The organism is Streptomyces sp. NPDC002870 (assembly GCF_042888505.1).
GTDB lineage: Bacteria > Actinomycetota > Actinomycetes > Streptomycetales > Streptomycetaceae > Streptomyces.
In genome coordinates this window covers 233,861-248,258 of sequence record NZ_JBIAPW010000007.1, presented here as the reverse complement: position 1 = coordinate 248,258, position 14,398 = coordinate 233,861, and the positions used below count along the sequence as shown (strand labels likewise).

The 14,398-nt window shown below is 70.8% G+C and carries 11 protein-coding genes and 1 pseudogene; 4 read left to right on the top strand and 8 right to left on the bottom strand.

Annotated elements, in window-relative coordinates:
• Window positions 1–109: 109 nt before the first annotated feature.
• Together ACFYWY_RS12130 and ACFYWY_RS12125 are read right to left on the bottom strand one after the other, a co-directional pair.
• Window positions 110–1,363, bottom strand: a pseudogene (locus tag ACFYWY_RS12130) (ATP-binding protein); the annotation flags it as partial.
• A 58-nt stretch (window positions 1,364–1,421) separates the two neighbouring features.
• Window positions 1,422–2,099 carry a response regulator transcription factor gene (locus tag ACFYWY_RS12125; protein WP_307663030.1) on the bottom strand — a complete coding sequence of 226 codons (678 nt, stop codon included), beginning with the start codon at window positions 2,097–2,099 and terminating at the stop codon, window positions 1,422–1,424.
• Window positions 2,100–2,566: 467 nt separating this feature from the next.
• On the opposite strand from ACFYWY_RS12125, the gene ACFYWY_RS12120 reads away from it, so the two are divergent.
• A complete protein-coding gene (locus ACFYWY_RS12120; RefSeq protein WP_389183668.1) occupies window positions 2,567–4,087 on the top strand; it encodes a peptide MFS transporter in 1,521 nt (506 codons plus the stop codon).
• Window positions 4,088–4,185: 98 nt separating this feature from the next.
• On the opposite strand, the gene ACFYWY_RS12115 is transcribed toward ACFYWY_RS12120, so the two are convergent.
• The 6 genes from ACFYWY_RS12115 to ACFYWY_RS12090 form a co-directional block, all read right to left on the bottom strand.
• Window positions 4,186–5,541: a hypothetical protein gene (locus ACFYWY_RS12115; protein ID WP_389183805.1), complete on the bottom strand. Its 1,356-nt coding sequence runs from the start codon at window positions 5,539–5,541 to the stop codon at window positions 4,186–4,188.
• A gap of 14 nt (window positions 5,542–5,555) precedes the next feature.
• Window positions 5,556–6,596 carry a neocarzinostatin apoprotein domain-containing protein gene (locus ACFYWY_RS12110; protein WP_389183665.1) on the bottom strand — a complete coding sequence of 347 codons (1,041 nt, stop codon included), beginning with the start codon at window positions 6,594–6,596 and terminating at the stop codon, window positions 5,556–5,558.
• Entirely contained in the window at window positions 6,593–7,582 is a 990-nt protein-coding gene (locus ACFYWY_RS12105; protein ID WP_389183662.1) for a hypothetical protein, read from the bottom strand. Before ACFYWY_RS12105 ends, ACFYWY_RS12110 begins: the two co-directional genes overlap by 4 nt.
• A gap of 9 nt (window positions 7,583–7,591) precedes the next feature.
• Window positions 7,592–8,263: a peptidase gene (locus tag ACFYWY_RS12100; protein ID WP_389183659.1), complete on the bottom strand. Its 672-nt coding sequence runs from the start codon at window positions 8,261–8,263 to the stop codon at window positions 7,592–7,594.
• Window positions 8,264–8,446: 183 nt separating this feature from the next.
• Window positions 8,447–8,941 (bottom strand): ATP-binding protein, encoded by a 495-nt coding sequence (locus ACFYWY_RS12095; protein ID WP_389183656.1) that lies wholly within the window; start codon window positions 8,939–8,941, stop codon window positions 8,447–8,449.
• A gap of 156 nt (window positions 8,942–9,097) precedes the next feature.
• Window positions 9,098–9,466, bottom strand: coding sequence for an STAS domain-containing protein (locus tag ACFYWY_RS12090; RefSeq protein ID WP_389183653.1), 369 nt, complete (start codon window positions 9,464–9,466; stop codon window positions 9,098–9,100).
• 317 nt (window positions 9,467–9,783) lie between these two features.
• Here ACFYWY_RS12090 and ACFYWY_RS12085 point away from each other — a divergent pair, with 317 nt between their 5' ends.
• The 3 genes from ACFYWY_RS12085 (at window position 9,784) to ACFYWY_RS12075 (ending at window position 14,380) form a co-directional block, all read left to right on the top strand.
• Window positions 9,784–10,689: an RNA polymerase sigma factor SigF gene (locus ACFYWY_RS12085; RefSeq protein WP_389183650.1), complete on the top strand. Its 906-nt coding sequence runs from the start codon at window positions 9,784–9,786 to the stop codon at window positions 10,687–10,689.
• A 183-nt stretch (window positions 10,690–10,872) separates the two neighbouring features.
• Window positions 10,873–12,150 (top strand): DegT/DnrJ/EryC1/StrS family aminotransferase, encoded by a 1,278-nt coding sequence (locus ACFYWY_RS12080; protein WP_389183802.1) that lies wholly within the window; start codon window positions 10,873–10,875, stop codon window positions 12,148–12,150.
• Complete coding sequence (locus ACFYWY_RS12075; protein ID WP_389183647.1) at window positions 12,143–14,380, top strand: lipopolysaccharide biosynthesis protein; 2,238 nt, start codon at window positions 12,143–12,145, stop codon at window positions 14,378–14,380. The genes ACFYWY_RS12080 and ACFYWY_RS12075 overlap by 8 nt, the downstream gene beginning before the upstream one ends.
• Window positions 14,381–14,398: the final 18 nt, after the last annotated feature.

Below are 14,398 nucleotides of genomic sequence, written 5' to 3'. Positions count from 1 at the left end.
ACCTGACGGTGGGCGGGTCGTCCTTGCGCTGGTCGTCCTTGCCCAGGTCCTCTTTGCGGTCGTCCTTGCGCAGGTCGCCCTTGTGCAGGTCCTCTTTCCGGTCGTCCTTGCGCCGGTCGTCCTTGCGGCTGCGCGCCACCCGGCTCAGGAACAGCGCGAAGACCGGCGGATGCTGCTGGAGCAGCTCAAGACGGCCGCCGTCCGCCTCCGCCAGATCGCGGGCCACGGCCAGTCCGATGCCGGTGGAATTGCGGCCGCTGATGGTCCGCTCGAAAATCCGCGCGCCGAGGTCGGCCGGTACGCCGGGTCCCTCGTCGGTCACCTCGACCACGGCCTGATTGCCGGTGGCGCGGGTACGCACGGCCACCGTGCCGCCGCCGTGCATGAGGGAGTTCTCGATCAGCGCGGCGAGCACCTGGGCGACCGCGCCCGGGGTGCCGACGGCCCGCATGCCCTGCCGTCCCGAGCAGACGATGGCCCGGCCCACGCTGCGGTAGGCCGGCCGCCACTCCTCCAGCTGCTGCTTGACGACCTCGTCCAGATCGAAGGTGACGGCCGAACCGGTGCTCGGGTCCCGGGAGTTGGTGAGCAGCCGCTCCACCACGTCGGTGAGCCGCTCCACCTGGGCCAGCGCGATGCTCGCCTCCTCCTTCACCGTCTCCGGGTCGTCGGTGAGGGTGATCTCCTCCAGCCGCATGGACAGTGCGGTCAGCGGCGTACGGAGCTGGTGCGAGGCGTCCGCGGCGAGCCGGCGCTCGGCGGTGAGCATCCGGGCGATGCGCTCGGCGCTGGCGTCGAGGACGTCGGCGACCCGGTCGAGCTCGGGGACGCCGTAGCGCTTGTGGCGGGGCCGCGGGTCGCCGGAGCCGAGGCGTTCGGCGGTCTCGGCCAGATCGGTGAGCGGGGAGCCGAGGCGGTTCGCCTGGCGTACGGCGAGCAGTACGGCGGCGATGACCGCAAGCAGCGCGACCCCGCCGATGATCAGGAGGCTCCGGCCGACCTCGCGGGTCACGGTGGAGCGGGGCTCCTCGACGGTGACGGTCTCGTTGCGCTCGCCCTCCGCGGTGCCGCGGATGACGCTGCCGGTGGGGCGCTCGCCGATCTCGATGGGGGCGCGGCCGGGGATCTCGATCAGGGCGTACCGCTTGGCGCCGCTCTGCTCGGCGAGGATGTCGGGGTTGACGGGCTCGCGGCCGATGAGCCGGCTGTCGACGATGCTGACGAGGCGCAGGGCCTCGGAGTCCACGCTCTCCTGGGCGCTGCTGCTGATGGTGCGGGTCTCGACGAGGACGAGCGAGACGCCGAAGACGGCGATGACGACCAGCACGACGGCGAGCGTGGAGTTGATCAGACGGCGGCGCAATGTGCCCTCCGGGCGGGACGCGATGTACGAGGGCGGCGGGCCCCGGCCCGTAGCCCTGCTAGCTCTTCTCGAAGCGGAAGCCGACGCCCCGTACCGTCGCGATGTACCGCGGGTTGGCCGCGTCGTCGCCCAGTTTCTTGCGCAGCCACGAGATGTGCATGTCCAGCGTCTTGGTCGACGACCACCAGGTCGTGTCCCACACCTCGCGCATCAGCTGGTCGCGGGTGACGACCCGGCCGGCGTCCCGGACCAGCACCCGCAGCAGGTCGAACTCCTTCGCCGTGAGCTGCAGCTCCTCGTCGCCCATCCAGGCGCGGTGCGACTCGACGTCGATCCGTACGCCATGGGTGGAGGGCGCCGGGACCGGCTCGGTGGCGCCCCGCCGGAGCAGGGCCCGTACCCGGGCGAGGAGTTCGGCGAGGCGGAACGGCTTGGTGACGTAGTCGTCCGCGCCGGCGTCCAGGCCAACCACGGTGTCGACCTCGTCCGCGCGGGCGGTCAGCACCAGGATCGGGATCGTGTGGCCTTCGGCACGCAGCCGCCGGGCGACCTCCAGGCCGTCCATGCCGGGCAGCCCGAGGTCGAGCACCACCAGGTCGACGCCACCGGCAAGTCCGGCGTCGAGCGCGGTCGGACCGTCCTCCCGGACCTCGACCTCGTAACCCTCCCGGCGCAGGGCGCGGGCCAGCGGCTCCGAGATGGAAGCGTCGTCCTCGGCGAGCAGTACACGGGTCATGGGGTGATGGTAGTCCGCATGACGTACGCGTCGGTGCGTGATCGTCAAGCCCTGTGGGTGTGGGATGCGATCATGACTACGACCTTCGATTCAGGGCAGACAGTTCCAGCAACGCCTGTGATCCATATCTCAAGTCCTTCTATATGCCGCACTGTCGTGACGTATGGTGGCGTGACGCCTGTAGCACCACACGGGACCTTTGGCACGCGACACACGCCAAGGGTCTCTTTGCTGCGCGAGGTTGGCTTGCCGGCCTCGAAGACAGCGAATGACCTGTGGGCCGGACCCCGAGCGCGATGTCGCGTGCGGGGCGTGGATCCCGGTGCGGACAGTCCCCCCGTCTCCGACGTACCGGAGCGAACCCCTGAGGCGTGGGGCGGGACGGGTCCCCTGCCGGTGCCGGCCAACCCCCCACCGGGCGCGTACCGCTCACAAGGCGCCGCGTCCCGATCAAGCAAGGATCGACCATGGCGTCCAGCCTGACGAAGGACTCGGCCAGCACCCCTGGCTCCGAGAAGACCTTCATCGGCCACCCCCGCGGCCTGGCCACTCTCTTCATGACGGAGATGTGGGAGCGCTTCAGCTACTACGGCATGCGCGCCCTTCTCGTGCTCTACCTGGTCTCCGGTGGTGCCGACGCGGCAACCGGCAGCCAGGGCGGCGGTCTCGCGATGACCGCGGCGACGGCATCGGCGATCTACGCCGTCTATGTCTCGATGGTCTACCTCATGGCCATGCCCGGCGGCTGGTTCGGTGACCGTGTCTGGGGCGCTCGCAAGACGGTCACCATCGCCGGCTTCGTGATCATGGCCGGTCACCTCTCGCTCGCCGTCCCGGGCCAGGCGATGTTCTTCGTCGGCCTGATCCTCGTCGCGGTCGGCTCCGGTCTGCTCAAGGCCAACATCTCCACGATGGTCGGTCACCTCTACGACGGCCCGGACGACCCGCGCCGTGACGGTGGCTTCACGATCTTCTACATGGGCATCAACCTCGGCGCGTTCGCGGCGCCGCTGGTGATCGGCACCGTCGGCGAGAAGTACAACTGGCACCTCGGCTTCGCGCTCGCCGCGGTCGGCATGGCCCTGGGTCTGGCCCAGTTCCTGATCGGCACCCGGAACCTGAGCGAGAAGAGCAGCATCGTCCCGAACCCGCTCGACGCCGCGGAGCGCAAGAGCATCCTGCTCAAGGTCGCCGTCTCCGTCGTCGTGGTCGCCGGCTTCTACGGCGCAGTGGTCATGGCGGGCAAGTACACCCTGAACTGGGCGCTGGTCCCGCTCACCCTGGCCGGTCTGATCATTCCGGTCGCGGTACTGGTCCGCATCAAGCTCGACAAGAGCCTGAGCACCGCCGAGCAGTCGAAGATGAGCGGCTACATCTGGTTCTTCGTGGCCGCCGCCCTCTTCTGGATGATCTACGACCAGGGCGGCTCGACGCTGTCCCTGTTCGCGGACGACAAGACCGGCGACAGCCTGTTCGGCTTCGCCTTCCCTGCCACCTGGTTCCAGTCGCTGAACCCGCTGTTCGTCATGGCGCTCGCCCCGGTCTTCGCCTGGATGTGGCTGTGGCTGGCCCGCAGGAACCAGGAGCCCAGCACCATCGTGAAGTTCGCGATGGCTCTGGTCCTCATCGGCGGTTCGTTCTTCGTCTTCATCGTGCCGATGGGCATGGCCGGTGACGGCACGCAGGTCAGCCCGATGTGGCTGGTCTCGATCTACATGATCCAGACGATCGCCGAGCTGTGCCTCTCCCCGGTCGGCCTCTCGGTCACCACCAAGATGGCGCCGCAGAAGTACGCCAGCCAGATGATGGGCGTCTGGTTCCTCGCCGTCACCGCCGGTGACTGCACCACGGGTCTGCTCTCGCTCGCGGGTGTCGACCTGAACGGAACCTCGATCATCGCCATGCAGGCGTTGCTCGCCTCCGCGGCCGGCTTCGCGATCTACATGTACCGCAAGAAGGTCGAGACGCTGATGGGCGACGTCCACTGACGTAGCTCGCATGTGTACGCACGGGCCGCCGCACCGAATTCGGTGCGGCGGCCCTTCGTCGTTGCTCCACCGCTTTCCAGCCGTTGCTCTACGGCTGTCTAACGGGTGCCGCCGCGCAGTCGGCGCCATGGGGTGAAGGTGAATACCGCGCCACCCAGCAGGATCACCGTGCCGGCGACCAGGGCCAGGGCGCGCAGGGCGCCGTTGTCCTCGGCTCCCGTCTGGGCCAGGCCGCCGCTGGTGCTCGAACCGCCGCCGGACGCGCCGCCGCTGGAACTGCCGCCCGCGCTGCCGCCGCCGGACGCGCCGCCCGGCTGGGCCGCGGTGTCGAGTTCGAGGGAAGCCTCCGCCTTGCCCTTGACCGTGCACGGGATGCTGATCTTCTGGCCGCCCAGGGTGACGTCGATCGTCAGGGTCCCGGGGCTGAGCGTCGACTTGCCGCTGGCACCCGGCTTGTACGTACCGGCCATGTCGGGCAGGTCCACCGGCTTCCCCTGCTCCAGCGGATCCTTGTTGGCCGGGCCCGTGACGGGGACGGTGCCCTTGTCGGCGCCGCCGAGAAGGACCGCCATGGACGGCTTGAGGGCGCCCGCCGGGAGCGCGGCCGGGCTGTTCATGACGCCCTTGGCGGTCTTGACGACGAGGTCGTAACTCCCGCCGTTCTTCTTGGCGTTGATGGTCACCTTGGAGTTGATGGTCGCCGGTCCGGGCGACTTGCACTCGAAGGTGACGCCGACCTCCTTGCCGGGGAAGTCACTCTGGCCGCCGCCTCCACCGGATGTGGTGCCGCCGGATGTGGTGCCACCGCTGGTCGTGCCCCCGGCGGTGGTGCCTCCGGAGGACGTGGTCCCGCCGGCCGTCGTACCGCCCGACGTGGTCCCGCCCGACGTCGTACCGCCCGACGTCGTACCCCCCGAAGTGCCGCCGCCGTCCGACACCTTGATCGTCGCCGCGACCTTTACCGTCTCTTTCGGCGAGCACTTGGTGTCGGTGGACATCGGCTTGGAGACGTTGATGTTGTACGCGCCGGGCGTCAGGGTGACCTCGCCCGCCTTGGTCAGCTTGATCCTGGCCTTCATGTCGGACAGCACCATCGGGCTGTTCTTGGGGATCGGCGGGTTCGTCCGCGGTCCCTCCATGGCGATGTCCGCGGTCTGCGCGCCGGCCGCCTTGAGCGTGCCGGTCGGCTTCACCGTGTCCTTGTCCAGGTCGAGGATGTCGGGGTTCTTGGAAGCCGCCTCGACGAACTTCCACACCACCTCGACCTCGTCGCCGACCTTGGCCTCTGCGGGCGCGGTGATCAGCACCTTGGTGGTGCCCTGCACGGGTGGCAGACCCGAGATGGGCGGAGGAATGCACTCCGTCTTGTATGCGACCTCAGCTGCCTGGGCGGGGCCGGCGGCCAGCAGGATCCCCGCGCCGCCGAGCATCAGCGCGACTCCGGCCGCGCTCATCCTCCGTTGCGTGCTCACGAATGTCCCTTCGTCGTGGATCGGTTCTCTGACGGTGCGGAGTCAGGTGTGAACCACGGCAGAGCCGCCGTGGTGGTCGGGGTGCCGGCCGGCCGGCGTTCCAGCTGTACGGTGCGGTGGCGGCCGGTGCCGCGGGGCCGGACCCGCGGGCGGACGCGGTCGACGATCACCATCCCGATGCGGAACACCGCCGCCGGCACGACGACGGCGAGCAGGATCCAGAAGATCGTGACGCCCCAGGGGCGGCCGACGCCCCACGGCTGTTCAGCCAGCACCTTGGTGCCGTACTTCACGGAGATCTGGTAGTCGCCGTGCGCGCCCGCGGAGAGCTGGACCGGCAGCTTGACCAGCGCCTTCTGGCCGGGCGCGATCGTGCCGCGCCACTGCTGCTCCTCCCACTGCGGGGCGAAGACGCCGTGCGCCCTGCCGACCTGGAAGACGGGGTCGCGCACCGGCGCGGAGCCGAGGTTGCCGACGGTGAACTCGAGCGTCCGCGATGCCGGGGCCCCGAAGAAGACGAGGATGCCGGAGTCACCTTCGAGCCGGGTGGCCGCGAGCACGGCGAGCTTGCCGCCGGTGGGCTGCGGCAGCGGCGCGGTGGGGTGGCCCGCGACGGTGAACGGGGCGTCCACGGTGGCCTGTTCACCGGTGACGGTCGCCACATGGACGACACAGGGGCAGGGCTTCGGCGGCTCGGCAACCGGCATCTTCTTGCTGAAGGCGCCCTTGGCGTCGGTGGTGACGGCGCGGCCGTCGGCGTTGGCGCAGGCGTTGGTGCCGCCGATCACGCCTCTGTCGGGCACGGCCTCCCCGCACATGAGCATCATCAGGAGCGTGTCGGGCCGCCATCCGGTGCCGCTCACCGTGATGTCCCCGCCCTTGCCGGCCTGCGTCTGGGAGAGCCTGACCTCGGGCTTCTGGTCGGCCGCGGCGGCACTGTGCGCAGTCAGCACAGAAAGCACAGGCAGTACGGGCAGCAGTACGAACGCCAGCGCCACGAGCACAGCCGCCGTCGCCTTCAGACCCCTCGTACTCACCTGGCCGCTCCCGTCAACTCGCGCTTCCCGTCCGCCTGTTCCGCAGGCGGACCGTCCGCCGTCCGGCCCCTTGATCTCCTGAGCCGTACGCACCACAGCGCCGTGCCGCCGGAAACCGCCAGGAGTGCGGCTGCCGCGCCGGCCACCGTCCCCCACGGCACGAACGTCGCCGACGCCGACGCCTCGGCCCGCGCGTCGCCCGCGGCCGTCGCCCCGACATGGACCTTCACCGAGTCCAGGGCCGGATGATCCGGCCACTTCTCGGTGAGAGTGACGCGCTGGGCCGGCAGCAGTTCCGGGAGTGTGCGGGGCGCTCGGCGCAGCACCTGGCCGAAGAGGCCGTCCGCGCGGACCGTGAGCCGCGGGGTCAGGGCCGAGTTGCCGCGGTTCACCAGGGTGAAGTGGATGACGCCGCCGAGGACTCGTACGTCCTCGACCGTGAGCGCCGCCAACGTGGGGCCGCTGACGCGCAGATGGATCCGTACGCTCGCCTCCCGCTCGCCGACCGCCGCCATGACCGCGCCCGGATGGTCGCCGGGAAGCGCGCCCGGCGGGACCGTGACCGAGAAGGGGATCTCCGCGCGGGTGCGCGGTGGGACCGTCACGCGGTCGGAGGCGAGGGTGATCCAGGTGCCCGCGCCCTTGGACTGGCGGGCGCCGCGCACCGCGAGCGAGCCGGAGGGGGTGTTGTACGCGTCGGCCGGGCGCAGGCTCACGGTGAGCGGCTTCGCGCCCGGGTTCGTCACGGACAGCTTGTCCTCCAGCACGGCGCCGGGCGCACCCTCGAGGTAGACGTACGGCCTACTGCCGCCGCCCGGCTCCACCGCCCAGGCCGCATCCGCCGGCCAGGCCGCATCCGCCGGCCAGGCCGCATCCGCCGTCCAGGCCGGCTCCACCGCCCAGGCCGCGTCCACCGCCCGCGCCGGTGCGCCCAGCGCGCACGCCAGCGCGGCGACGGCGGCGACCACGGCGAGGAGCGAGCGCATCCGCACGGGTCAGCTCGCGGTCCGCTGACCGCGCCTGGTCAGCCACAGCACCCCGGCCGCCCCGGCCAGCAGCACGGTGCCACCGAGGGTGCCGAGCGCCATGGCCGAGTCCAGCGAGCCGGTCCTGGGCAGTTCGTCACCGCCGGAGGGCGCGGTCTGGGGGCCGGCGCCGGACGCCGCGGTGACATCCAGTTCCAGCGACGGCTTCGGGTTGTTCCTGGGCGTGCAGGTCGTGGTCGTACCGAGCGCCTTGATGGTCAGCACCCCGGCGGTGAAAGTGACCTTGCCGCTCTTCTTGGGGGTGTACGTACCCGTCAAGTCACTGATCTTGATAGGGGTGTTGGCCGGGATCGCCGCGGCGTTCGCCGGCCCGGACACCGCCACCGTGCCCGCTCCCACCCCGCCGAGCTTGATCAGCGCGCTCGGATTCATCGCGCCCTTGCCGAGCTCCACCGGGCTGGAGGAGACGCCCTTCTGGAAGGACATGGTCAGCCGGTAGCCGCTGCCGCTCCTGACGGCCTTGATGTCGATCGGCGAGACCGCGCCCTTGGGCCCGATCGGCGTCTGACACTGGTAGTCGACGTCTACAACACTGGCATGGGCGGCGGGGGCGGCCATCAGCACCACCGAGCCCGCCACCGCTGCTGCCAGCGCGAGAGCTGTCCGCTTCTGGTACGACACCTCGAGTTCCCCTCACGCCGGAGTTACTGCCGTGAGTCGCCGAAGTTACTGACGACACATCAGATCGGGCGCTCAAGGTACGCCTGGGACCGTGGGGAGGGAAGACAAAGAGCACGCCGTATTGACGTGCTCTACAAGAGATTCAAAACCTGCGTACACCAGCACGAAGGCAGTGCGGCGTCGCTACGCCGGGGCGGCGAGCTCCGCCCACACCGTCTTGCCCGGCGCGCCGGGAATCCGCACAACTCCCCAGTCCATGCAGAGGCGTTGGACGATGAACATGCCGTGCCCGCCGGGCCGCCCGGCCCGGTGCGGGGTGCGCGGCGCGGGCTGCCCGGTGCCGCGGTCCGTGACTTCCAGGCGGAGCACTTTGCCGTCGCAGCCGACGCGCAGCGCCTCCGGCCCCTCGGCGTGCAGGCAGGCGTTGGTGACCAGCTCGGAGACGACCAGCAGCACGTCCTCGGCCGCCGCCCGGCGGTCGGCCGTGGCGGCAGGCAGCCAGCCCCAGTCGTACAGCGCCTGGCGGGTGAAGTCGCGGGCGAGCGGAACGATGCCGCTGGCGCTGCCGAGGGCAAGGCTGCGCACCGCCCCGCCGGGCACCCCGGAGGGGCCGGCGGCGCCGGCGCCGTTCGGCTCGGGGCCGAGGTCGCCCGGCTGCTGCTGCCGGGTGGTGCTCATCAGCGCTTCACCTCACCGATTCACCGATTCGCCATGACTTCAATACTCAGGGTGCTGGATGGTCAACGTTCCGCGGGGGTTCTCCTGCCCTGCCGAATCGTGACAACACCCACTACGTCGACGCGGTGGGCGTGACGTGGACTACAAGGGGGCCGGTCAGTCGGAGAGGGCATCTTCGAGCGAGTCGTGCACGGAGAAGACCGCCTCCGCCCCGGTGATCTCGAAGACTCTCGCCACCACGGGCAGCATCCCGGCCAAATGGACCCCTCCTCCGGCGGCCTCCGCCTTCAGCCTGGCCCCGAGCAGCACATTGAGTCCGGTGGAGTCGCAGAACTCAAGCTGTGAGCAGTCGATGACCAAGCGTGCACGGCCTTGCTCGAGTGCGTCGTCCAAGGGCACACGGAGGAGTTCGGCGGTGTGGTGATCCAACTCACCCGCCGGTTTCACAACCTCACTGTGGCCCTCGGTCCGAACCTCGACCTGAAGTCGGCCCCGATTCGCGCTGCCGACCGTCCCGCGGTCCATGCCCGTCCCTCTTCGCCGTGTCGTTCGCTGCGCATTCACTGCGTACTCGCCGATTTCGCCGCATCGTCCGCCGTGTCGCTTTTCGCGCCGGACGCCGTCGACGGACGGCGGCTGACGCCCGTCGAACATTACGCCTTCGGTACGCCGTCGGGCCACCCGAACTCCCCATCAAACCCGACATTCGGGACATTTGACACTTGCAACTGGCCACATGAAGCGGGTAGGCCTAGTAAAGACACAACCAACCACGGCCGGCTTTGGAGGCGCCGCTCACCGCAGCAGCATGTATTGGCATCGGCGGCCATATGCCGAGAACGATGGAGGAGACCATGTCACCCCGGCTCGACGAATCGCGTACCCCCACCGCGCCGTCGGCACTGCCCACCCCCGCCGGCGTCCCGACCGAGCAGCTGGAAGGCCTCGAAGGCCTCCCGGAGATCCCGCCTTTCGACGAGGTGGGGCCGCTGGACGCCCGATCCCTGTCGAAGACGCTCTTCGCCCGGCTCGAGAACCTCGAAGAGGGCACGCACGAGTACGCCTACGTGCGCAACACGCTCGTCGAACTCAACCTGGCGCTGGTCAAGTTCGCCGCCTCCCGCTTCCGCTCCCGCAGCGAGCCGATGGAGGACATCATCCAGGTCGGCACCATCGGCCTGATCAAGGCGATCGACCGCTTCGAGCTCAGCAGGGGCGTCGAGTTCCCGACCTTCGCGATGCCGACCATCGTCGGTGAGATCAAGCGCTTCTTCCGCGACACCTCGTGGTCCGTGCGGGTGCCGCGCCGGCTCCAGGAGCTGCGCCTCGACCTTGCGAAGGCGGGCGACGAACTCTCCCAGCAGTTCGACCGCGCACCCACCATCGGCGAACTGGCCCAGAAGCTCGGCATCAGCAACGACGAGGTCGTCGAGGGCATGGCGGCGAGCAACGCGTACACCGCGAGCTCGCTGGACGCCCAGCCCGAGGAGGACGAGACCGAGGGCGCCCTCGCGGACCGCATCGGCTACGAGGACCACGGGCTCGAAGGCATCGAGTACGTCGAGTCGCTCAAGCCGCTGATCGCGGGCCTTCCGCCACGGGACCGTCAAATTCTCTCCCTTCGCTTCGTCGCCTGCATGACGCAGTCGGAGATCGGCGAGGAGCTCGGGATTTCGCAGATGCATGTGTCCCGGCTGCTGTCCCGCACCCTGGTCAGGCTCAGGAAGGGCCTGACGCTCGAGGAGTAGCGAGGACGCGGCGGGGAGCGCCCCACCGACCGCACGAAGGGCCCATTCCGTCAAGGAATGGGCCCTTCCCCGTTATTGACGGGGCAGTCCGGATTGGTCCACATTGAGCACGGGGTTAGTGGGGGGACGAACATGGCTCTTGGGGAGGGCTGCCCGGCGGCGTACGCACCACTGGAAGAACTGATGCGCCGACGCCTGGGCAGGGAATGTCTGTATGTGCCGTCATGCCGTCTGGGGCTCTACGTGGCCCTGCGCCACTGGTGCCGGCCCGGCGGGCGGGTGCTGATGTCGCCGGTCAACGACGACGTCATCTTCTTCGTGGTGCTCGCCGCGGGACTGCGCCCCGTACAGGCGCCGCTGAGGGCGGAGGACGGCTCCATCGACCTGGCGGCCGTCCCCGACTCCGTATGGCCCGGTCTTTCCGCCGTGCTCACCACCAATCTGTACGGCAATCCCGACCCGGCTCCCGAACTGCGTGCACGCTGCGACCAGTTGGGGATCCCGCTGCTCGAGGACGCCGCGCACGCCATCGGCAGCACGGTGGCCGGGCAGCCGGTGGGGACCTTCGGCGACGCGTCCGTCTTCAGCCTCTCCAAGCACACCGGGGCCAAGACCGGCGGATTCCTCACCGTCGCCGATCCGGCGCTGCGGGCGGGACTTGAGCGGGCCCGGGACGAACTCCTCGAACCCGCAAGGCTGTCGGCGGAGCTCGCCTACGGCCTGCGGCCGTACGCCGAAGCCGGTGTGCGCGGACTGCGGCTCGTCGGCGCGGCCCGCGCGACCCTGCGGCTGCTCGGTCTTCAGGAGCGCGAGGACATCCGGATGGAGCTGCGGCCCGGCGAGCTGAAAAGGGCGCAGTCCGCGGCGCCCGCGCTCGCGGACTTCCACTCCTGGATACGGGTGGACATGCACGACTACCGCCGCAGACCGGGCGGGCTGCGGCTGCGGCGCACCGAGCGGCTATTGGCCCGCCTCGAAAACCGGCTGGCCCACCACCGGGCCGGCGTCCAGGTGCTGTCGGCCACCCGGTGGGCACTGCCTCGGCCGGGGCCCGCGCAGCCGCTGTTCCGGGTGCCACTGCTGGTCGAGGACCGTGACGCCGCCATCGCCGCGCTCGCCCGGCGCCGGATCACCGTCGGCTACCTCTACGACCCGCCGCTCGACGCGTACGCGGGCGAACTCTTCACCGACCCGTCTCCCGCGCCGGGACCGGCCGCCTGGTTCGCCCGGCACGCGCTGCCCGTCGACCCGCTTCGCGCAAAGGTGGCGATATCCGTCCTCACGCGACTGGGCGCCAGGCCCGCGGAGGTACCGGCGGCGTTCGCGACCGGGACCGGCGGTCCGGGAGCGGGCGGCCCGGCGGGCGACGGTGCGGGCGGCGTCGCAGCCAACGCCCGGCCCGCCAGGGCCCACAGCGACACAGACCGGGCCACCGGCCCGCGGGGCGGGGACAGTGGCTGATACGACCCGGCTTCACCGGCCGGACGGGCCCGGCGCCGCGCTGCCCGGCACCGAGCCGGACGGCGGCGCCGTGAGTGCCGAGCGTCCCAGCGGCGACTCGATGTTCCGCAACGCCTACGCGCTGATGCTCTCCACCGGCGTCTCCGCCGCACTGGGCCTCGGCTTCTGGCTGGTCGCCGCCCGCTACTACACCGAGGAGGCGGTCGGCGAGGGCTCCGCCGCCATCGCCGCCATGCGGCTACTGGCCTCCATCACCGCGACCACCATGATCGGCGCGGTGGTGCGGTACGTGCCGCGGGCCGGACGCGCCACCGGGCCGCTGGTGTGGCGCGCGTACGCCGTCAGCTCGCTGGTGGTGTGCCTCGCCTCCGTCGCGTTCCTGTTCACGCTCGACCTGTGGGGCCCCTCGTACGCACCGCTCGGCGGCGTGGGTGCGGGCCTGATCTTCACCGCGTCCTGTGTCGGCTGGGCGCTGCTGACCCTGCAGGACGGCGTGCTGACCGGGCTGCGCAAGGCCGTGTGGGTGCCGGTCGGCAACGCGGTCTTCTCCATAGGCAAGCTGCTGCTGCTCGCCGTCTTCGCCACCGCCCTGCCCGTGCTGGGCATCTTCGTCTCCTGGGCGGCGGCCATCGCCCTGTCCGTGCTGCCGCTCGGCTGGCTGATCTTCCGCCGGCTCATCCCCCGCCAGGCCGCGGCCGACCACCACCGCGAGCTGCTGCGGATGCGCGACATAGGGCGCTTCCTCGCCGGCGACTCGGTCGGGTCGCTGTTCTCGCTCGCGATGATCAATCTGCTGCCGGTGATGGTCGCGGTCCGCTTCGACGCCGCGCACAACGGCTTCTTCTACATCGCGTACACCGTCGGCGGGACGATGGAGTTCATGGCCATCAACATGGCCTCCTCGCTGACCGCGCACGCCTCGCACAGCCCGGAGAGCCTGGCCGGCGGGGTCCGCGGCGCGCTGCGCCGGATGGCCGTGCTGCTGGTGCCGGTCGTGGTGTTCCTGGTCGTCTTCGCCCCGCAGATCCTCGCCCCGTTCGGCGAGGACTACGCCGCGCACGGCACCACGGTGCTGCGGCTGCTGGCCGCAGCCGCCCTGCCGCGGGTCGTCGTCGAGCTGTACATCGGGGTGCTGCGCGTCCAGGGACGTACGGGCGCGCTCGCCGCCCTCCAGGGCACGATGTGCGCGCTGGTGCTGGGCAGCGCGGCGCTGCTGCTCGGACCCGTCGGGATCTCCGGCGCGGGCCTGGCGCTGCTGCTGTCGATGACGGTCATGGCGGCGGTTTCCGCCCCTGGGCTGCGCGCGGTGCTCTCGGCCCGCGAGCCCCGGCCGAGCCTGTTCACCCGGCTGATGCGGCGCAGCACCGTCGAGGAGGAGGGGTACGGCACGACCTGGGCGCGCCGGGCCGCCGAGCGGCGCGAGGAGGCGGCGGCGGAGTACGCGCAGGAGTACGGGAAGGACTGGGCGCGGCAGACGGCGTATCTGCGGGGGGTGCACGACGACACGGCGACGCCTGCTTTCGGCATACCCGTCTACGTACGGGATCCCGCTCGGCGGGCGGGCGACGGGGACGCCGACGGGCGCGCGCAGGCCGCGACCGCTCGGCACCCGGTGCCCGACCCGGGCGAGGCGCGGCTCGCTCTCGCGCTCTGGCTGCTGCTCGGGCTCGCGGCCGTGCTGTTCTGGGCGCCCCTGCTCCACGCCCCGGACATCACCGTGGACCACCTCTCCGGCACGCAGCTGCTGAGGTCGCTGCCGCCGATCACCCTCACCGCGGGCGTCCTGCTGATCGTCGTCCACAGCGCCGCCTGCTCGCTGCTGCGTCCGCGTCCGGCGCTGCTCGGAGCGGGACTGCTGGTCACCTTCGCCGCGCTGCACACCGCACCCGCGGCGCTCGGCCTGGAACCGGAACCCGTCCAGGGCAGGTGGTACGACACGCTGGCCGGCTTCCTCGCGGCGGCCGCGGGACTCGACAGCCCCGAGCCGCTGCTCCGCTGGCTGCCTGTGGTCTGCCAACTCCTCTGCCTTGTCGCCGTGTTGGCGATTCTCCGGGCGATCAAGCTGCCCGTCGCGGCACAGTGGGGGGCACTGTGGCTGCTCGCGGTGTGCGGCTGGGCGCTGCAGAGACCTCTCGCGCCCGTCGCGCTCCCGCTCCAAGCACTCCTCACCTGCGCGGCGTTGGCACTGATCTGGATACGCGCGGCGCGTTCGACGCCGGCACGGAACTGAACCACCAGGGGGACAAGC